Origin of the sequence: Alkalihalobacillus pseudalcaliphilus (assembly GCF_028610675.1) — a bacterium.
In the GTDB taxonomy this organism is placed as follows: domain Bacteria; phylum Bacillota; class Bacilli; order Bacillales; family Bacillaceae_D; genus Alkalihalobacillus; species Alkalihalobacillus pseudalcaliphilus.
Window position 1 is genome coordinate 151866 of record NZ_JAQQWS010000008.1, and the last position, 21178, is coordinate 173043.

The following is a 21178-nucleotide window of genomic DNA, read 5'->3' on the forward strand; positions in this document are numbered from 1 at the left end:
CGTTATTCATCTTCAGCGTCGTCGTCATCTTCGTTCTCTTCATTTTCTTGTTGTCGACGTTCTTCCTCTTCGCGTTCTTTTCTTTCTTCTTCTTCACGTTGTTTCCGTTCTTCCTCTTCACGTTCTTTTCTCTCTTGTTCTGCTTGGTTCTGTTTTTCTTCTTCGCTTATCCAATCGCCGCCACGTGCGACATCAGAAGGAGAAGATTCATTTCCGGTTGTATCAACAGCAGTTACCACATAAGCTCTTGAACCACCACCACTTACGTTATAACTGGTTGTCGTATTCATTTTAACATCGGCAATTTTCCTGAAATCATTACTGCCACTGCTTGCCGCATATACACGATAACCGACAATATCACTAGCTCCATGTTTACTCCAAGAAAGATTAGAGCCACTAATGGACACACCAGAGACCTTGCCTGGCGAATTTCCATTATTAGGAGCATCATTTTGTGGGACGATATTTTTCATATTATCCGGCAAATACTTACTAATATCATCAATATTCCATCGATCAAAGGAAACCGTTATACCTTGTTCAGTAAATTCAACGGGGGTATTACTTAAGGCACGATAATTTTTCCCGTCAATGGTTACAAAACGTGCAGTACCACTACTATCTTGCTGTGATGGTACAAACTTCGAATTAAATAATTCCGATTTCACGTAACCTGCATCAGAACAAGCCTTAGATGGGAGTGTACCAGTTAACGTACAAACTTGTCGACTTACTATGCCATCTGGTGCTTGGAATCGTTCACCTGCAGCTAGTACGTCAGGACGAATATCGTAAACGGCATTGGCAATATTAGCCCAAAGATTAAGGGTACGGCGGTTATATTCACTGTCTAACTTCATGTTATGCTCATAACCAGCCCATATGCCAAGTGTCGTTGCTGGGTTAGAGGCAACAAACCAATAATCTCTTTCATCATTGGAAGTACCCGTTTTTCCAGCCCAATCAATATTTCCTTTTAATTGGCCATTGATTCGTGACGCTGTACCATTACGAATAACCCCTCTCATCATATCTATCATTAAATATGAAGTTTGAGGTGTAAAAATATCTGTCGTTTGTACTTCGTGTTTATAGATGGTTTGACCATCTCTTGTTTCAATGGATTGAATCATATAGGATTCACTACGCTTGCCATTGTTTGCGAAAGTTGTGTAAGCATTAACGTTATCTTCTACCGTAATATCAAGCGGTCCCAAAACCGTTGACTCGTAGATACCGTGGCTTAAAGTCGTATGAAAACCTAATTTATCAAAGTATTCTCGGTTGATGTCATTTTGGACCGTATTAAAAGCTCGGACAGCAGGTACATTTCGCGACTGCTCGATTGATTGTCTAACTGTTAATAAGCCTTTATAGCTGTTATCAAAGTTAGTAACAGGTTTTGCTTCTCGATCGTTATAATTCTCAGGTGTATCTGGAATGACAAATCCAGGTTGAACGGTACCGGTATCCATTCCAGGTGCATAGGCAAGTAATGGCTTCATCGTAGAACCAGTCGGGCGTCCTTTCATCGTCGCAAAATTAAAGTCCTGCGTAGAACTCTTTTCATTACGTCCACCAACAAAACCTAATATGGCTCCCGTTTGGTTATCAGTCAAAACGACGCCTAGTTGCTGTTGTTGACTTGTAATTTCAGGATCGATAGGACTTGCTTTATCTCGACCGAAGAGATTCTCATTGGCGTTGGCCGCTTCTTGCATCACATCATAAATCTCTTTATCAATCGTTGTGCGAATAACATAGCCATTTCTTCTTAAATCCTGACGTGCGCTATGGCGGTATTCATTTTGAATGGAACGAATGTTTTCTATTTCTTCTTGTTGTTCTACCTCATCTTCGATTTCACGAGCCTCTGAAAGGAGAGCGGCTATATCTACGTCATCTTCTTCCATTTTTTTGTTAGCTAAAATAATCGTAGAGCGGTTTAATATATCAGTTGTTAAATAACGATAGTCTTGTAGTGGAGAAGCGACTGCACCAGTTAGGTTCTTACGAATATCGTAAGCGAGTGCTTCCTCATATTCTTGCTCCGTAATATAGCCTTCTTCATGCATATTACGTAGGACCGTTTTCATGCGGTTGAGTCCAGCGTCAAAGTTCTCTTTTACTTCACCGGAGCTTGTAAATGGTGTATATCCAAACGGGCTTTGTGGTAATCCTGCAAGAAAGGCCGCTTGAGGAATATTCACATCTTTAGCGTCCACACCAAAAACCCCTTGGGCAGCAGCCTGGACACCGGCGACTTGGCGACCTGATGCATTTCGACCAAATGGAACGACATTAAGGTAAGCTTCTAAAATGTCATCTTTGTCCATGAATTGTTCAAGTCTAAGTGCAAGTAAAATCTCCGTTGCTTTCCGATCAAAGGATACTTCACTTGTTAAAATCTGTTGTTTAATTAATTGTTGTGTCAGTGTACTACCACCAGTTTGAACACTAGAATTAGCAAACTCTTGCAAGGTCGCTCGCAAAATAGCTTTAGGTACAATACCATCGTGTTCATAAAAATGTTCATCTTCTGTGGCAATAAGTGCATGTATAACATGATCAGAGACTTCAGAGATGGATATTTCCTCTCGCTCTAATTCGGTTGGGACTTTGCCTAAATACACATCATCAGAGAAATATATTTCACTCGTTTCTTCATAGTCGTAAATATCGACGAGCATTTCATCATGTGCTCGTAACGGTTCATCTGCTACTAACGAAGCGAAATATCCAGCAAAAGCTCCTCCGGCAAAGAAGAGCGACATTGTACCAAATATGATTAAGATTAATAAGAGATTCCACAATACTTGATAGGTAATGCCGATATTACGAATAATCTTTCGTTGGTGTAACCAGTCCGTAAACGACTGAAGACGTTCGGAAATAGCTGAAAAGAAATTTTTCATAAGATACCTCCTCGTAACAGCCATATTATAGCATAGGATAAAGAAAGTGCCTATCCTTTATCCAAATATTCCTATTTGACATTTGTCTTATAAGTATGGTAAAAAGGAATCAATTCAATTATTAAACACGTTTGCTAAGAAAGGTATATAGGTGGAATCATTTTAGTAGCAAAAAGAGAGCTGATGGTTGGTGTGAATCAGCACGAGATGATTTTAAATTACAGACCTGGAGCATTTTTCTTGTGAGTAGCAAGAAACGGTTACGCCGTTATCGTCTTGAGTGGAGGCTTATTTTGTCAGCTTCAATTAGGGTGGTACCGCGATAACCTCGTCCCTGTTTTGGGAGGAGGCTTTTTTGTGTTTTAAAAAGGAGGAATAAACATGGAAGAATTAAAATTAACAGCAGAACAAGAACAAGAGGTGACACGACAGGTCCAACTATTGCAACGAGGCGTTGTTGAGATTATTCCCGAGGACGAATTTCGTAAAAAAATTGCTAAATCTGTTGTAACAGGAAAACCACTAAATATTAAGTTAGGCATGGACCCTTCAGCTCCAGACGTTCATATAGGTCACACGGTAGTTCTACACAAGTTGAGACAGTTCCAAGAATTAGGGCACCATATTCAAATGTTGATTGGTGATTTCACGGGAAGAATTGGTGATCCAACTGGTAAGTCAGAGACGAGAAAGCCATTAACGAATGAGCAAGTATTGGCAAATGCTCAAACTTATGTGGATCAATACGGAAAAATTTTAGACATGGATAAGGCGAGCTTACTTTATAATTCAGACTGGCTGCAAAAATTAAATTTTGAGGATGTCATTCAACTAGCAGGGAATATGACCGTAGCTAGGATGCTGGAGCGTGATGATTTTGAAAAACGTTACAAAGCAGGCCAACCAATATCTATTCATGAATTTTTCTACCCGCTTATGCAAGGTTATGACTCAGTAGCTATGGAAACAGATATTGAAATTGGTGGGACCGATCAGAAATTCAACTTATTAATGGGCCGACAATTACAAGAATCCTATGGACAAGAAAAACAAATTGTGATGACTTTACCTCTGATCGAAGGATTAGATGGGGAACGTAAAATGTCTAAATCATTGCATAACTACATTGGCATTGATGAAGAGCCAAACGAAATTTTTGGTAAGTCGATGTCGATACCTGACGAGCTCATGGTTAAATACTATAAGTTGGCGACAGATATTCCATTAGATGAGCTTGCGAAGCTTGAAGAAGGCTTAAAAGATGGCTCCGTGCATCCACGTGACGCGAAGATGAATTTAGGAGCTAAATTTGTTGAAATGTACCACGGTAAAGCACAAGCCGATGAGGCCATTTCTTACTTTAAAACCGTTTTCCAAAAAGGGGCTCTGCCAGATGATATGCCTGAGGTTAAATGGGAGGGCGAGGCTTCACTTTGGATCGTAGACTTGTTAGTTTCATTAAACCTTCAATCATCAAAAGGAGAAGCAAGGCGTATGATTCAAAATGGTGGCGTGAAGTTGAACGGTGAAAAGGTCGATGATGTTCAATTACAAGTCGATGTTCAATCAGGTCTCATCATACAAGTAGGCAAAAGAAAGTTTGTAAAAATTGTATAGCAAATATGATGACGGTCTCTAAGTTAGAGGCCGTATCTTTATGGAGATTCGTAAAAGAAACGAGCTAGGGGTGTGCATGCATGAAGCTTATTTTTTTGGTCGGTACAATCGGTCTACTTGTGTTATATTATGGAATCGGATCGTGGATTCATCAAAATTTTATTCCTTTTGTTCCTGGTAGTTTAATAGGTATGCTTCTCATGTTTGTAACGTTAATAGTAGGGAAGGACAAACTTTATAATAGGGGCAAAAAAGGGGCGAGTCTGCTCATTATGTATTTACCACTTTTTTTCGTTCCCGTTACAGTAGGTATCATTGAATATTCGGAGCTATTATCAGGCGTAGGTCTCTTTCTTTCTATGACTTTATTATTAAGTACGATCGTCGTGTTAACGATTACTTCTTTATTGATTGAAAAAAGTGTGAAGAACAAAGGAGTATTGAGGGAGAGAGATCAATGATAATAGCTTTCATGTGGTGCTTGATAACCGTAACTATTTATTTAGTTAGTTTACACTTTTATAGAAAAACAAAGTGGAGCTTACTGTTACCTGTCTTTTTTTCTACACTAGTCATTATCATGTTACTGTTAGTATTTGACATACCATTTTCGACCTATCATTCAGGTGGTCGTTTCGTTGATTTCTTTTTAGGACCAGCGATTGTTGCACTTAGCTTTCCTTTGTATGCTCATCGAAAAAGATTATTGAAAATATTACCTACTATCTTCTTTTGGTTAACAGTTGCGTCATTTCTAGCGATGTTGTCAGGTACATTTCTACTCTGGCTTTTTGATGTCCGCTTGGATTTGATTACGTCGATGTTATTAAGAAATACAACAGCAGCGATCGCTATTGAGCTCGCCCATATGTATGGAGGTATAGCATCCTTTACAGCAGCTTTATGTACAATTTCTGGTATGATTGGGGCTATTATGGGACCCTATATTTTTAAAAAAGCAAAAATAGAAACAGTGTTGGCAAAGGGAATTTCGATGGGGGCAATTGCTCATGCAATTGGAACAGCTAGATTGATGGAATTTGACGATGAGGCAGGGGCTATAAGCACGTTATCCTTTTTACTCATGGCGATTGTCGCTACTTGTTTGACTCCCTTATTTCTCTGGTTTTATTCATAAAAAAACTCGCTTCAGGTTCTTTCACCTGAGCGAGTTTTTAGCTTATTCGGCTAGTTTTACATCCTTGAAGAATGGTGTACCGTTGAAGTTAACAAAGAATCCTTCGGCAATACCATTTAATCCGTGGACAAAGTCTGGGTGGAATAAATAAATCATTGGGACTTCATCTACTAAGATTTCAGAGACTTCTTTATAAGCTTCATAACGCTCGTCTTGCTCGGTACTTGTACGTCCGATATCAAGTAACTCATCGACACGATCATTAGCTAAGAATGAACGGTTACCTGGATCTCCAAATTGTGAAGAGTGGAATAAGTTATATAATCCATAATCTGCATCACCGGTAACTGTCGTCCAACCAAGGACAAATAATTCATGTTCTCCATTGGCAGTCGCTTCAAGGAAAGCTCCCCACTCTAATGGACGGATGTTTACTGTAATTCCGATTTGTGATAATTGTGTTTGAACAAGCTCAGCGATACCAGCACGCTCTATACTACCTTCATTAACAAAAATTGTCGTTTCAAAACCATCAGGGAAACCTGCATCAGTTAGTAATTCTTTAGCCCCTTCGATATCAAAAGGAAGTGGCTCAAGACCTTGGTAGTTTCCATCAACAGTAGGAGCTAATGGGCCTACAGATGGAACACCTTGACCAGCTAAAATCCCATTGACAACATCTTCTTTGTTAATAGCCATAGCAATCGCTTGACGAACTTCTTTAATGTTAAAAGGCTCTTTTTCCATGTTAATTCCTACATAATCCATTCGAGTTCCTTGAACGCGGTTTGTGCTAATATCTGCCATTCCTTCAACACGTTCTACATCAGAAGCTCCAACGAGAATTACATTCGCCTCGCCTCTTTCAAGCATCGCAACACGAGTTGGCTGTTCAGGTACTACTTCCCATGTCAGTGTATCTAGGTAAGGACCTTCACCCCAATAATCTTCATTTTTAACCATTTCGATTGAAGCACCGCGATTCCAGTTTTCTAATTTGAAAGGACCGGTACCAATTGGATTTTCCGTTACTTTCGTGCCACCATCATTTTCTGCTTCAATAGCAGATGGAGCAATGATAGAGCCAGCATTATGAGCCAAATGTCTTGGAAGTGGTGCAAACGGCTCATCGGTTATAATCCTTACATTAAATTCATCAATGACTTCGACCTCGGAAATCATTGATAGAATGACGCGTTTAGGTGACGCGAAATCTGGGTCAAGAATACGGTCTAAGGTAATTTTTACAGCATCTGCATTAAAGTCTGTCCCATCATGGAACTTAATTCCTTGACGAAGGGTAAAATCCCATGTGTTTTCATCAACTTGCTCAAAAGATTCTGCTAATAAAGGAACTACATCTCCATTTTCATCAAAATCTGTTAACCTTTCAAAAATCTGAGTCGTTGCATCGTTTGAAGTAGAGTCATTTTGACCATGTGGATCAAGTGTCGGTGCATCTGAAGGGATCGCAATGGTAGCTCCCCCACCTTCAACGGCTACTAATTCTTCTGAATCGTCACCACCGTTATCTGTTGAACCTCCTTGATCATCATCAGTATCTCCACCTGTCTCACCACTATTACAAGCGATAAGGACTAAGGCTAACATTGCAGCCATTAGTAAAAATAACCAACTCTTTCGTGCTGTTTTCATTCATATTCCCCCTTTTGACATAATTTGATTTAAGTATTACAAATAATATAATAATTTAAAAGATATTAAATTACAATATTATTTTGAATATTCTACACATATATGATACTATTCAAATAAAAAAAGATATAGTCCTAATCTTCATTTTTTGTCCATTTTAATTGTTAAAAATTTGATTTTTCTTGAGAAACAAAGGTGTATTTTGAATGTTTGATGTGTTTAAGGACTTAAAGGAGGGTTGATTCATACATAAAGAAAGGTAATCAACGTTATTTAAAAATACTATTAAAGTAACGTAATAGGTTTATTAACGTAATGAATCTTCATGATTTTAAACAGAAAGGATGATATACATGGAGCCACAACCACAGATAGGTAATTCGCCTGTTACACCAACTGCTGCCCCGCACTCAAAAATGGTTAGGTGGAGGTCTTTTTATCGAAAGTTAGCAAAAAATAAAGCAGCACTTATTGGAGCTGTGTTTATCATATTCTTTTTTATCTTAGCTATTATTGGACCGTATATTACTCCATATGATCCGATTACGCCGGATTTTAGTAAAACGTTTCAAGGGCCAAGTGCTGAACATTGGTTTGGTACAGACGATAAAGGAAGAGATATATTAAGTAGAATTTTAGATGGGACAAGGCTATCTCTTTTTATCGGTATTAGTGCTACATTTTTAGGAGCTGTGACAGGTGTTATTTTGGGCATCTTATCAGGATATTATGGTAGATGGTTAGATAGCCTAATTATGAGACTCTGTGATGTTCTTTTAGCATTCCCTGGAATTCTTTTAGCTTTAGCTATTATTAGTATTTTAGGCCCTAGTACGATGAATGTCATTATTGCGGTAGCTTTCTATGCGATTCCAAGCTTTGCTCGTATTGTACGAGGCTCTACCTTAGGGGTAAAAAAGCTTGAATATATTGATGCGATTAAAGCAGTCGGAGCTACTGATTTCCGAATTATCTTTAAACATATTTTACCTAATATTATGTCGCCTATTATTGTTCAGACGACTTTGTATATTGCATCTGCGATTATTACTTCCAGTGCATTATCCTTCCTAGGACTCGGGACGACGCCACCTGATATTGAGTGGGGAAGAATGTTATCAGAAGGACGTAGTTATATAGCTCAAGCGCCACATATTACATTATTCCCGGGCATTGCCATTGTAATGGTTGTTATTGGTTTTAATTTATTTGGTGATGGCTTGCGAGATGCGTTAGATCCTCGAACAAAGAACTAAAAAACGGGAAGGTGACATAAAATGTTTTTATTTATTATAAGAAGAATTGTTCAAACAATCCCAGTCATAATTGGTGTGACACTAGCGGTCTTCCTTATTATGTATTTAAGTCCAGGGGATCCCGCACGTATTATGGCAGGTGAAGGGGCAGATCCCGCACAAATTGAACAGATGAGGGAGAATTTAGGGTTAAATGACCCTTGGTATCAACAATATTTTCGTTTTGTTTCAGATGCAGCTCAAGGTGATTTGGGTAGTTCAATTAGAACAAATCGAGATGTTGTCAATGAAATCTTTGACTCTCGCTTTTGGATTACCGTACAGCTAGCGATACTCGGAACAGGGTTGGCTGTGGTATTTGGATTAATAGTTGGAATTATTTCAGCAACGAGAAAATACAGTGTGCTCGATGTCACATTAATGCTAATTGCATTATTTGGTTTATCGATGCCGAACTTTTGGTTAGGGATTATGCTAATCTATTTCTTTTCTGTTAATTTGGGATGGTTACCCGTGGCAGGTTGGGATACATGGCAACAGATGATTTTACCGACATTTACTTTAGGGACAGTTGGTGCCGCAATTATAGCGAGGATGACTCGTTCGAGTATGCTTGAGGTTTTAGATCAGGATTATATTCGTACATCTCATGCAAAAGGGGTTTCAGAACGAGTGGTTATTTATAAACATGCGTTAAAAAATGCGTTAATTCCTGTAGTTACTGTTGTTGGTTTACAATTTGGCTCACTTTTAGGGGGGGCGGTTGTGACGGAACAAATTTTTGCGATAAATGGACTTGGGCGATTAATTATTGACTCAATTCGTGCTCAAGATTTCCCAATGGTACAAGGTGCGGTATTAGTTTGTGCGTTACTGTTTGTTCTCGTTAACACGATTGTTGATATTTCGTATCGTTATCTCAATAAACGAATTGATTTAAGTTAAGGTGAGGTGGAAGTATGAGTAATGATTATATTCTTGATGTAAAAGGGCTTCGTACCTCCTTCTTTACAGGAGACGGTGAGGTAAAAGCAGTTGATGGTGTAGATTTTGCAATTGAGAGAGGAAAGACACTTGGTATTGTTGGTGAGTCAGGTTCTGGAAAGAGTATTACCTCCTTATCCGTGCTTCGGTTAATTCAAGAGCCGCAAGGTAAGGTTGTGGATGGTGAGATTCATTTTAAAGGCGAAAACTTGCTTGATAAGACTAAAAAAGAAATGCGAAAAATTCGAGGGAATCATATCTCGATGATCTTTCAGGAACCGATGACTTCACTTAATCCAACATTAACATGTGGGGAACAAATTGCTGAGTCAATTCGGATCCATCAAAAATTAAAAAAGAAACCAGCATGGGATAAAGCCGTCGAAATGCTAAAGCTCGTAGGAATTCCATCCCCTGAAAAAAGGGCGAAGCAATATCCATTTGAGTTATCCGGTGGGATGAGACAGCGTGTAATGATTGCGATTTCTCTTGCCTGTAATCCTGAATTATTAATAGCTGATGAACCAACAACGGCTCTTGATGTAACGATTCAAGCTCAAATTTTGGAATTAATAAAAAATCTCCAATCGGAGCTTGGTACCTCTCTAATGATGATTACACATGATTTAGGTGTGGTCGCTGAAATGTGTGATAAGGTTGCCGTCATGTATTGTGGCAAGATCGTTGAATACGCAGATGTTAAAACGATTTTTACGAATCCGAAGCATCCTTACACCATTGGATTACTAGATTCCATACCTAAGCATGATGAAGATGTCGAAGGAGATTTGGCCATTATTCCAGGTTCAGTACCGAGCCCTTTTCAATTACCAGAAGGCTGTCGATTTGCACCGAGATGTCCTCATGCTAGAGAAATATGTGCCTTAAATTTACCAGAATTAACGAAAACGGAAAAGGATGAGTCCGTGCGTTGTTGGATGTATACAGATGAGTGGGACAGACAAAGAGAGGGTGTGAATACCCATGAATAAGGAAGTTCTATTAGAGGTGGATGGTTTGAAGCAGTACTTTCCAATCAAAGGAGGTATCTTTGGACGCACAGTGAATCATGTAAAAGCGGTAGATGATATATCCTTCACGATTAAAGAAGGTGAAACGGTTAGTATTGTGGGTGAGTCTGGCTGTGGGAAATCGACAACTGGAAGAGCGATACTACGTTTAGATAATCCTTATGAAGGTCAGGTCTTTTTTCAAGGTGAAGACTTATTAGCCTTAAGTAATACTCAAATGAGAAAAAAGCGGAAAGACTTACAAATTATCTTTCAGGATCCCTATGCTTCACTGAATCCAAGGCAAACGGTTAGTCAAATTTTAGAGGAATCGATGCAGGTGCAAAGCGTTGTTCCCAAAAAAGATAGAAGAAACCGTGTCCGAGAGCTTTTAGAGACAGTGGGAATTGGAGAACATCAATTAGACCGTTATCCGCATGAATTTAGTGGTGGGCAAAGGCAACGAATCGGTATCGCGAGAGCGTTATCTGTGAATCCGAAGTTAATTGTATGTGATGAAGCCGTATCAGCCCTAGATGTATCGATTCAAGCACAAGTATTAAATTTATTAAAGGAATTGCAACGTGATTATAAATTAACCTATTTATTTATTTCGCATGATTTAGGTGTAGTAAGACATATCTCTGATCGAATCATTGTTATGTATTTAGGAAAAATTGTAGAAGTCGCTGATAAGAAATCGCTCTTTCAAAATCCAAAGCACCCTTATACACAGGCTTTGCTTTCAGCAATTCCTAGTACAAATATTGAAGCTAAGAAAGAGCGTATTCTTTTAAAAGGGGATGTACCTTCTCCTATCGATCCTCCAAAGGGATGCCGATTCCATACACGCTGTCCCTATGCTTTTGATAAGTGTAAGGAAGTAGAGCCCAAGCTACAGCCTGTTAAGAGTGGCGGGCAACAGGAGGTAGCGTGTCACCTTCTTGATGAGGAAAAGAGTAATGCTTCTTAAGGCTAAATTATTTATATAAAGGTTAAAAGGCAGATGTCGCAAAAATGAGGTTCTCACCTTATTTTTGCGACTTTTTTTGTTGATGTAAAAAGGCATTGAGAAATGTCGGATTGGTAATCCTAACAATATGAATGACGATAAGGTTAGGTGAAAGAGTGATGGAACAGGTAGATGTGATGGTTGTTGGAGCTGGATTAGCCGGCTTATCAGCAGCAAGTTGTTTAACTGAAAAAGATTTAGTAGTAAAAGTATTAGAAGCATCTAGTCGTGCAGGTGGAAAGGTTTTATCGAGTCCATCTCATCAAGAAAACCATTTCTTTGAATTAGGTGGACAATTCTTCAATGAGGATATGACGGAATTGAGTAAATTGGTTGTTCAGTCAGGGATGTCGGTTCAGCAAACGGATTTTGTATCTGAAGCAGTTGAAATTGATCAAGTGGATAAACAACCAATTGATACATTACTAGAAAATTTGAAAAATCAACTGAAGTTACAAGCTAAAGGGGATGACCAGCGATTAACTGATGTGTATGATACTTATATAAAAGATGACTATCACAAAAAGCTTTTACATAGTTTTCATTCGGAACTATTTACGAGTAATCCAAATACTTTGAGTAGTCAAGCGGTTGCTAACGCTCATATTCGTTATTATTCTAATAAAAGTGATTTAACCCACCAAGCATCTGGCCCACTTGAAAATGTGATCAATACTCTTTTACATCAAATAGGAGCTCAAGTCCACTACCAAGAAGTCGTTGAAGTCGTCTTAGAAGAAGATGGACATTTTACGGTAAAAAGCAATGCTCAAACGTATCACGCAAAAGCCATAATCTTGGCCATTCCACCGACTGTCGCAAAACATATTAAGCTTAGTAATGATATGTATACGCATTATTCTGCTGCGATCAATAGCTATGGCGATGGTGCAGTTATTAAAATTACATGGTCATATGAGGAGCCGTTTTGGCACCATTATGATAGCGGAGGACAAGTGAGACGTTTAAGTGGCGTCATTTTTACAAATCCGAGTGGTGTTTCAATAATAGATTCAACCATAGTAGGAGAGGTTTATCGATTAACCATGTTTATTGGAGCAGACTGGGCCATTCGTGCTTCCAATTTTAAGAAAGCTGACCGTAAAACATTTACAGAGCGCTTACTAGTAGAAATTTTTGGTGAAGTAGCTCTCCAATACAAAGAAGTTATAGAAAGCGTTTGGGTAAATGAACGGTTCTGTGGTGGTGGCTATAGTGCAAGAGTTCTTTTTGGCGGAAAAGGGAATGCAGCAGAAATTCTACGTAAACCTTATAAAGGTCTTGCTTTTGCATCGAGTGAATTAGCATTAAGCTTTCCGCATTTTATGGAAGGAGCGATTAGGTCTGGTAAATATGCAGCTGAGCAAATAGCTAAATGGATAATTAAACAGTGATAAAAATTTTAGCTATAAGAAATCAGTGCGTTGAGAGAGAGGGTTTTAATAGATGATTGAATGGGATTTATCTGGTGACTAAATGAGAGTGTCCACTACGCTATAGATATTTTGGATAGAAGTCAAAAAACCGCTCTTACCATGAGATGAAAACAACATGGTAAGAGCGGTTTTTGTATCACTCTGTAATCTAGAGAGATTAACGAGAGTAGAACTCAACGATAAGAGCTTCTGTAATTTCTGCTGGAAGTTCAGAACGCTCTGGTAAACGAGTGTAAGAACCTTCTAATTTATCTGCATCAAAAGAAACGTAAGCAGGAACGAAGTTGTTCACATCTAAAGCTTCTTTAAGTACATTTAAATTGCGTGATTTTTCACGTACAGAAATAGTTTGACCAGGCTTTACGCGGTATGATGGAATATCAACGCGTCCACCATCAACAACGATGTGACCGTGGTTAACTAATTGACGAGCTGCACGACGAGTACGAGCAAGACCCATACGATAAACTAAGTTATCTAAACGAGATTCTAAAAGAATCATGAAGTTTTCACCGTGGATACCAGTCATTTTACCAGCATCATCAAAAATACGACGGAATTGGCGCTCATTTACACCATACATATGACGTAATTTTTGTTTTTCCTGAAGTTGTAAACCGTATTCAGAAAGTTTTTTACGTTGGTTTGGACCGTGTTGCCCTGGAGCATACGGACGTTTTGCTAATTCTTTACCTGTGCCGCTTAAAGAAACTCCTAAACGACGAGAAAGTTTCCAAGATGGACCTGTATATCGAGCCATGTTTGACTCCTCCTTGTTATTTTGATGTTGCAAAATAACAACAGAAGGTAGAATTTTCGCATATGATTGATTTTGCTTTCATGCATCTTCGCCTCGACAGCTTGAGGTTACGTGATGCACCTCCTAAAGAGAGGAACAAAAACAGTTTCATATGATCAACCTTTGCTGCCATATTTCACACAAAGTCAATTGTAACTTTTCTACTTCCAAAAGTCAAGATTCCATTTATAGGTTAGATATAAGAAACGTTATCTCACCAGTAAAGAAAACAGATCCGTGGTGAAGTACAAGGTGAGAAAGAAAGAAGAAGTTTTGCAAAGGCGGAATCACGGGATTGCGAGCAGAAAAAGAGGAAGAAAGCCCGAGAAAAGCTGGAGTAATTAATCTACTTCACCACTAATTAACAAAAAGTGTGGTTTCTCCCTTTACTGGTGGTACTTTGGTCAATTTGGTTCTGCTACTTTACTTAAGGCTCTTCATTCACTTTAATGAATGTTTTAAGATTGTTCTTTGAACTAGTGTTCTAGGGTAACCCAGCGGACGAAAATATGTGGAGACTCCCTCGGTAAAAGTATCCGCGGGACGTAGTGGGGGGGCTGAAATCGCCTGGCAAAGCCAGTTAGTTCAGCACCACCCAGCAGGACGCGGAGCATAATTTTCGGTAACGATGAGTAACTTTCTATGTTCGCACTAGCTTTCATGCAAAATTCATAGATAAATGAGAAAATATAGAAAAGATCGAAGTAAATAGTAGTATATTTTAGTTGATTCATTTATAATTGAATGAAAAAAGACCTATTTCTTTTTGAGTGAAGTTAGGAATCAACTTTGTAGGCGAAACTATCGTATTGAGATTGGTCTGTGAAACAAAAATGAGGTGAGATGCTTGAATGTTGCAATAAAAATAAATGAACAGGCAACGAGTAAGGAATATGAGTATTTTATGGCCGTTCTAAATGAGCTTACGATGCGATCTCAATCATTAAAAAACTCCATTGCTTTTTTACTTATCAATGAGGCACAAACCAAAATGGCTTATTATCATCAATTAAGTCAAGAAGAAGAAGATTATATACATAAGAGTTGTTACCGCTTGGTCAAACAAGCTAAATCTTATGTGAAGGACCAGTTTTTTGAGTATTATATTGAACGTACAAATATATACGATGAAAGCAGTTTTATTATCGTCGTGTTTCCATTATATAAAAGTGAGTTTAGCCATAAAAAGGCGATTGTACATCAACTAAGAATGAATCACAAAAAACTCCCTATTAAAGAAGATTTTTTTAAAGAAGTCACCTTTAACATTTTGAAAAAAACAAAATTTCAGATTCGTTGGACGGAGCTTGCCAAATCGTTGATTGATGTTGGGAAAAGGTTGTTCTATTCATCGGCAAGCGTGACGGTATTAGAAAAAGTCAATGAAGAGCTAATGATTGTAGCTAGTTCAGATTCAACCATCGAGCAGCAATTATTTTGGAAGTACCCATTAAAAGGAGATTCGTACTGTAAAAGTCAATTATGCAAGTGGGAAACGGACGGAGAGGTTATTCATCAACTAGTTTTACCTATTCACAAGAATCTTATGGTTTATGGGTATATTGTCTTTAGTTCTTGTGACAAAATTGAAGAAAGCCTCCATCACAACGTTTGTTCCCATTTAGAAGAGTTATGTTCACTATTTGCTCAAGGATATGAGTTAGAGAAGATTCAAGATCAATCACGTGATCAACATTTATTATTGCAAGTAACGAAGAAATTGAATTCTTCTATGAAAAGTGATGCCGTAATCATGGAAATTATTGATGTTATTCAAGAAGTATTTATCGGCTTAACGGTTAAAGTGTTAGTTACACATGAATGGACCGAGAATGAGCATACGAAAAAGTACGTCCTTAATTACCGTGATAACGGTGAGAGTGCGACGATCGACAAGGTTTACTTATCGGGTAAAATTGAAATGGATATAAATGAACGTGAAAGAACGAGGAAAGTTTACGCCCCGTTAAGAGGAAGGCAAGGGATTTATGGTGTATTTGAGATATCGACCGATATAAGAAGACTTTTCACCAAAAATGAATTAGCTTTTATAGAATTATTAGCAGATATTGGTGGAAATGCACTTGAAAATGCGGAATTATATCAGCAATCACAGCAACTTATCTATGACCTTCAATTAATTAACCAAACGTCTAAGGAAATCAATTCAAATTTGAAGTTTACGGATACGGTCGATTTTATAAAGCATACAATCATCAAGGCATTTGATGCAGAGGAAATTGGGATTTTATTAACGAATCAAAATCAAGAGCTATCACTTATTAAGGGAAGTACTAGTTATTTTCAAGAAAACGGGATTAATCAGGAGTTAGGGGGATTAATCGAACGATTGACACGTGAAATGGATGCTATTTATATCGCTAGGGCCCATGTGGATCCTATACTAAAGGATTTTCCCTATCAATCTGTACTTACCATCCCGATGATGCGGACAAAAAAGCTAGAAGGTTTGTTTATCGTTATGCATCGTGAGCCAGTTCATTTTAGTTTTGATCACTTCAAGCTTTTACAGGCCATCATTCAACATTGCACGTTGGCTTTTACCAATTCCATGATACATGAAGAGTTAGAGAGGTTAGTTATTACCGATCATTTAACGGATTTATATGCCAGGGGTTATCTGAATAATTCGATAGAAAAATCATTTCAAAATGATAGAGAGGGAGCTTTTTTACTCCTAGATATTGATAATTTCAAACAAATTAACGATACGTATGGCCATCAGGTTGGCGATGAGATTCTTGTCCAAGTCGGTAATTTGTTAAAGGAAAAAACAAGACAGCGTGATATTGTGGCAAGATGGGGTGGTGAAGAGTTGGCCGTGTATCTACCACAAGCCGACCGCGAAACAGGGTATGCGGTGGCGAGTCGGATTGTTAAAGCGATAGCTCATCATACGGAACCAAAAGTGACTGTATCGTGTGGCATTTCATTTTGGGAAAAGAGTGTACCTGAAACCAAACAATTAAAAGATTTATTCGAAAAAGCTGATAAGGCATTATACGCAGCCAAAAATTCAGGGAAAAATAAAGTGGTTATGTCTTAGTGGTAGTTATTGAAAGGAACGATAAAACGCCGATGATCGTATATACCGATCATCGGCATTTCCATTTAAAAAATTTAGTTCTTCATTTATTTGATAGCTGTAGCTAAATGCTTTTCTAGCGTGTGCACGAATAATTCGAGAAGACTTTGTTCTTCTTTTGAAAAGCGGGCAAGGGAAGGGCTATCAATATCTAACACTCCAATTACGAGGTCATTAACCTTAATAGGAATGACGATCTCAGACCTTGAAGCTGCGTCACAAGCGATATGTCCTGGAAATTGATGAACATCATCGACGAGTAAAGTCTTTCCTTCCTGTACGGCACTCCCACAAACACCACGGCCTGTAGGGATTTGCACACAAGCTGGTAAGCCTTGGAATGGTCCGAGTACTAGCATATTTTCTTTTAATAAATAAAAACCAACCCAATTAATATCTTCTAGAAAGTGATTAAGCAATGCACTTGTATTGGCTAAATGCGAAATAAAGTCAGATTCACCCGATAAAAGGGCATCAAGCTGTTTATTAAGTAAAGCATATCGCTCCTCTAAAGTACCTTGTAAATTCATTTTTTGAAACATGTTCATTCCTCATTCCTTGATAAACTCTATTTATAGTTTACATGATTCGGCAAAAGACTTCAAAATGATTGATCAGTGACACGAAAATGTCCATTTGCTGTCAAAAAGTATTTTAACGATGTCGAGTGAAAACAAAAGGAGTCAACGAAAAAAAAAAGAATAGGAAGAAAAGGCGAAATTTCTGAGCGGAGGGATATCTGATGTCAAAATTGACGAAGGAAAAAATGCTAGATGCCGCCATACATTTATTTTATATGCAAGGTTTTGATGGGACATCGGTTAGGCATATAGCAGAAAAAGCAAAAGTAAACGTCGCTCTTGTTTCTTATTATTTCGGTGGAAAGCAAGGATTATTTGAAGAGTTATTGGTTAAGTTTTTAGAAGGGTATTTGGCTGTCATCGTGGAAGAGAAAAATAAAGATTTTCATACAAATAAGCAAAGGCTATTTCATTTATTAGAGGCACTTGTTCACTATCAGCAAGAACATCATTTTCTCGCAAGGCTAGTTCATCGTGAAATGACTTTAGATACGACATTGGTTAGAGAATTAATGTCGACGTATTCACGTAAAGAGAAGCATGAGATTGAGCTTATTTTAAGAGCAGGAATGCAGCAAGCTGAGTTCCATAAACAGCCTGTCGATATGCTCATTTTACAAATCAGACATTTGCTAGTTATGCCTTATTTGTATCCGCATTACTTGCAAGAAATCAATCAATTATCAACGACAGAGCCTTATTTTATAAAACGCTATATGGAGCAGATCTCATTATGGATTGATAGATGTATTAGTAAAGAGCAAGAGGTTCGAACGACTAAATTATATGTCCCTCTTGCTACGATGTCCAATAAAAACTAACGGTCTAAATGGGTGACAAAGTCAATGGTGGTAGGTAGTTGTTCTATTCCTGACATCATCGCTTTAACCTGATGAGCATCTGAGCCATAGATAAGCGGAATCTGATATTGATGTGCTCGAGTGATAAATCGGGGGTTGGGGTATGTTTCGCCACATAATGGCTTAAGAACTCCGGCCCCGTTAATATCTAAAGCAAGAGATTGTTCGTACATCTGTTTAAATATCGTATCTAGCTTAGAATCGAAAAGATAAGTGGTTGGGAAGCGCTTCTGAAATTTAGTAGACAATGTAATGTGGCCAATTCTTTTTGGTTTGTAAGCACCTAATGGTGTCAGAATCGACTTTTCAACGGTCTGAAAATACAAGTCATGAACGTTTTCGATCGAACCGACACGTTCGACTAATTTTTGAAAAGATTGTGGGCTGTAATCTAGACAGATATATTGACCTGCGAAATTAAGAAAGTGTACAGATAATATACTATCATCTAATGATGGTCCATACGTATCGAGCATTTTCGTCGTTTCTTTCTCGTATCCTTCTATATAATCCACTTCTAATCCCGTATAAATCGTTAGTGATCCCTGAAAAGCTCTTTTCACTTTTTCTACTTCTAATAAATATAGTTCTAAATCATTCCACGATAAGGCACTGTCCTGATGGGGTACTGGGTCATGGAAATTATGTGGAAGTGGAGCGTGTTCCATAAAACTAATCGCTGTTAATCCGTGATGAATGGCATTCTCACAATAGGCTTCTAATGGGTCCTTTGTCCCGTGTGGGCAAAAGGGTGTATGAACATGACCATCAAATACGATCATAGAAAACACTCCTTATTTTTAAAAGAATTCAACATAATAGATGGAAAAAAGAATACAAACTATTTATTTCATGGTATCATATTACATAGGTGAAAAGGCAGAATTTCAAGGAATTTTGTAGAAATTAGAAGGATATAATTTCTTTCATGTAGAATTTCAAGTACATACACTTTTTTAGATAAATAGATAAATCTTTCATTTGATAACATTGCGAATGATAAATAGATTGAGCAATTAGGAAGGGAGACTTCTAATGATCGTACTATATAGTTTAATTGCCATTTTAGTGAGCGCCTTTCTTGTAGGTATGTTTTTTCGTAAGAGGATTCATCAAGAGGTTGATCGTTTAGAGGACTGGAAAAATAAAATACTGAACCGTTCAATTCCAGAGGAAATTGGTCGGGTAAAAAATTTACATATGTCTGGTGAGACAGAGGAAAAGTTCGAGCTTTGGCGCAACGAGTGGGATGATATTGTGGGTGTCATCTTACCTGATATCGAGGAAGAATTGTTTAATATTGAAGAGTTCGCTAGTAAGTATCGCTTTAAACGTGCGAAAGAACTTATTAATCATATAGAACAACGGTTAAAGGGTATAGATGATCAACTTCAAAGTATGTTAGCAGATGTAAACCACTTTGTTGAAAGTGAAGAAAAGAATCGAAAGGAAATTGGAGCGATTCGTGAGAAGTATGAAGTACTTGAGAAAGACTTATTAAGAAAAAGAGGATCTTTTGGATTAGCGATAGAAAGACTAGATCAGAATTTAATGGAAGTAAAGCAAGGCTTAGCTACGTTCGATCAAGCTACGGCTGACGGTAATTATTTGATGGCACGTTCGACACTAGAAGAGGTTCATACAAACCTAGAGAAAAGTGCATATAAAATGGAACAATTACCTAGTATCCTTGTCCAGCTCCAGGCGACGATACCTAGTGAATGTAAGAATTTACGAATTGGTATTAAGGAAATGGAGGATTCTGGCTATTACTTAAAATCCTTAAATTTCGAGAATAGAATTCAAGCGATAGAAAATGAATTAAATGACCACCTCAAGCAAGTGAAAGAACTTCAACTTGATGGTATAGAAGATAGCCTTGTTAATAAACAAGAACAAATTGAACAAATGTATCTTACTCTGGAAGAAGAAGTAGATGCGAAAAAGCTTGTATTAGAAGAGCTACCAGGTGAACAAAAACGTTTATTAGAGCTTGATCAAAAGCTACAAGATTTAATGACAGAAACGAACCATGTTCAATTAAGTTATCGGATTACAGATGAAGAGTTAAAGGCACAAGACAAGGTTAGAAAGAAGCTACAAGATGCAACGAAACAAATCCATGTAATTGTAGATGTGGCAGAACATGAAAAGCAAACCTTTACTTCTATCCAAGAAATGCTTGAGAAATGGAAAGCGTTAATTACACAAGTTGGCGAAGAAATGGATAAAGCTAAAGAGAAGCTAGATATGTTGAGAGAAGATGAATGGAAAGCTAAAGAGACAGTAACCGAGCTTAGACAGATTTTGATTGATAATAAGCGTTTAATTAGAAAAAGCAATATTCCTGGACTACCCTTACATATTTTAGAGAAGTTAAAGCAAGGGGAAGAAATGGTTCATAAGACAACAGAGCAACTGGAGCAAGTACCATTAGAAATGGGGCGAGTTAATGCATTAATTAAAGATGCTGTTGCGATGATTGCAGATAATGAGACGTTGATTAAAGAGACGATTGAACAAGCAGAGTTAGCAGAACGACTGATTCAATTTGGAAATCGTTATCGGAGTACATCGGGGCAAGTCTCATCGGGTTTAAATGAAGCGGAACAGTTATTTAGAAGTTATCACTATGAGGAAGCGATTGAATTAACAATTCAAATTTTACGTCCAATCGACCCTAGTATTGAGCAGCGCTTCTTTAAGGATGAAGAAGTAACAGCTAGTTAAAAGAGGCTGGGACAAAACCCACCTCTGAATTGAAAAAGCCGGTGAAATTTTACAACGAGTAAAATTTCACCGGCT

The 21178-nt window shown here is 37.9% G+C and carries 16 protein-coding genes and 1 other annotated feature; of the genes, 11 read left to right on the top strand and 5 right to left on the bottom strand.

Annotated features, from left to right (window positions below; genetic code table 11):
* Nucleotides 1-2: 2 nt before the first annotated feature.
* Nucleotides 3-2918, bottom strand: a complete 2916-nt coding sequence (locus tag PQ479_RS16270) for a transglycosylase domain-containing protein (protein ID WP_047987538.1) — start codon at nucleotides 2916-2918, stop codon at nucleotides 3-5.
* Nucleotides 2919-3045: 127 nt separating this feature from the next.
* Nucleotides 3046-3257, top strand: a binding site (T-box leader).
* A 42-nt stretch (nucleotides 3258-3299) separates the two neighbouring features.
* Between PQ479_RS16270 and tyrS the strand changes: the two genes are divergently transcribed.
* From tyrS to PQ479_RS16285, 3 genes are all read left to right on the top strand, one after another.
* Nucleotides 3300-4535 carry a tyrosine--tRNA ligase gene (tyrS, locus tag PQ479_RS16275; protein WP_047987539.1) on the top strand — a complete coding sequence of 412 codons (1236 nt, stop codon included), beginning with the start codon at nucleotides 3300-3302 and terminating at the stop codon, nucleotides 4533-4535.
* Nucleotides 4536-4615: 80 nt separating this feature from the next.
* Nucleotides 4616-4996: a CidA/LrgA family protein gene (locus tag PQ479_RS16280; protein ID WP_047987540.1), complete on the top strand. Its 381-nt coding sequence runs from the start codon at nucleotides 4616-4618 to the stop codon at nucleotides 4994-4996.
* Complete coding sequence (locus PQ479_RS16285) at nucleotides 4993-5673, top strand: LrgB family protein (protein ID WP_047987541.1); 681 nt, start codon at nucleotides 4993-4995, stop codon at nucleotides 5671-5673. Before PQ479_RS16280 ends, PQ479_RS16285 begins: the two co-directional genes overlap by 4 nt.
* A gap of 42 nt (nucleotides 5674-5715) precedes the next feature.
* Here the strand turns inward: PQ479_RS16285 and PQ479_RS16290 are convergent, their stop codons facing one another.
* On the bottom strand, nucleotides 5716-7329 hold the full coding sequence (locus PQ479_RS16290) for a glutathione ABC transporter substrate-binding protein (protein WP_047987542.1): 1614 nt from the start codon (nucleotides 7327-7329) through the stop codon (nucleotides 5716-5718).
* 416 nt (nucleotides 7330-7745) lie between these two features.
* Between PQ479_RS16290 and PQ479_RS16295 the strand changes: the two genes are divergently transcribed.
* The 5 genes from PQ479_RS16295 to PQ479_RS16315 all read left to right on the top strand — a co-directional run bounded on the left by PQ479_RS16295 (nucleotide 7746) and on the right by PQ479_RS16315 (nucleotide 12985).
* On the top strand, nucleotides 7746-8585 hold the full coding sequence (locus tag PQ479_RS16295; RefSeq protein WP_273717092.1) for an ABC transporter permease: 840 nt from the start codon (nucleotides 7746-7748) through the stop codon (nucleotides 8583-8585).
* A gap of 21 nt (nucleotides 8586-8606) precedes the next feature.
* Nucleotides 8607-9530: an ABC transporter permease gene (locus PQ479_RS16300; protein WP_047987544.1), complete on the top strand. Its 924-nt coding sequence runs from the start codon at nucleotides 8607-8609 to the stop codon at nucleotides 9528-9530.
* A 14-nt stretch (nucleotides 9531-9544) separates the two neighbouring features.
* Nucleotides 9545-10561, top strand: a complete 1017-nt coding sequence (locus tag PQ479_RS16305; protein WP_047987545.1) for an ABC transporter ATP-binding protein — start codon at nucleotides 9545-9547, stop codon at nucleotides 10559-10561.
* A complete protein-coding gene (locus PQ479_RS16310) occupies nucleotides 10554-11552 on the top strand; it encodes an ABC transporter ATP-binding protein (RefSeq protein ID WP_047987546.1) in 999 nt (332 codons plus the stop codon). Before PQ479_RS16305 ends, PQ479_RS16310 begins: the two co-directional genes overlap by 8 nt.
* Before the next feature lie 158 nt (nucleotides 11553-11710).
* A complete protein-coding gene (locus PQ479_RS16315) occupies nucleotides 11711-12985 on the top strand; it encodes a flavin monoamine oxidase family protein (protein ID WP_047987547.1) in 1275 nt (424 codons plus the stop codon).
* 199 nt (nucleotides 12986-13184) lie between these two features.
* Here PQ479_RS16315 and rpsD read toward each other — a convergent pair whose 3' ends face one another.
* Nucleotides 13185-13787 carry a 30S ribosomal protein S4 gene (rpsD, locus tag PQ479_RS16320; protein ID WP_047987548.1) on the bottom strand — a complete coding sequence of 201 codons (603 nt, stop codon included), beginning with the start codon at nucleotides 13785-13787 and terminating at the stop codon, nucleotides 13185-13187.
* A gap of 886 nt (nucleotides 13788-14673) precedes the next feature.
* Between rpsD and PQ479_RS16325 the strand changes: the two genes are divergently transcribed.
* Nucleotides 14674-16893 carry a sensor domain-containing diguanylate cyclase gene (locus tag PQ479_RS16325; RefSeq protein WP_083991171.1) on the top strand — a complete coding sequence of 740 codons (2220 nt, stop codon included), beginning with the start codon at nucleotides 14674-14676 and terminating at the stop codon, nucleotides 16891-16893.
* An 86-nt stretch (nucleotides 16894-16979) separates the two neighbouring features.
* On the opposite strand, the gene PQ479_RS16330 is transcribed toward PQ479_RS16325, so the two are convergent.
* On the bottom strand, nucleotides 16980-17474 hold the full coding sequence (locus tag PQ479_RS16330; RefSeq protein ID WP_047987549.1) for a GAF domain-containing protein: 495 nt from the start codon (nucleotides 17472-17474) through the stop codon (nucleotides 16980-16982).
* A 200-nt stretch (nucleotides 17475-17674) separates the two neighbouring features.
* On the opposite strand from PQ479_RS16330, the gene refZ reads away from it, so the two are divergent.
* Entirely contained in the window at nucleotides 17675-18334 is a 660-nt protein-coding gene (refZ, locus tag PQ479_RS16335; RefSeq protein WP_047987550.1) for a forespore capture DNA-binding protein RefZ, read from the top strand.
* On the opposite strand, the gene hisJ is transcribed toward refZ, so the two are convergent.
* Complete coding sequence (gene hisJ, locus PQ479_RS16340; protein WP_047987551.1) at nucleotides 18331-19155, bottom strand: histidinol-phosphatase HisJ; 825 nt, start codon at nucleotides 19153-19155, stop codon at nucleotides 18331-18333. The two genes, refZ and hisJ, sit on opposite strands and share 4 nt — an antisense overlap.
* Before the next feature lie 253 nt (nucleotides 19156-19408).
* On the opposite strand from hisJ, the gene ezrA reads away from it, so the two are divergent.
* Nucleotides 19409-21103 (top strand): septation ring formation regulator EzrA, encoded by a 1695-nt coding sequence (gene ezrA / locus PQ479_RS16345; protein ID WP_047987552.1) that lies wholly within the window; start codon nucleotides 19409-19411, stop codon nucleotides 21101-21103.
* Nucleotides 21104-21178 lie beyond the last annotated feature (75 nt).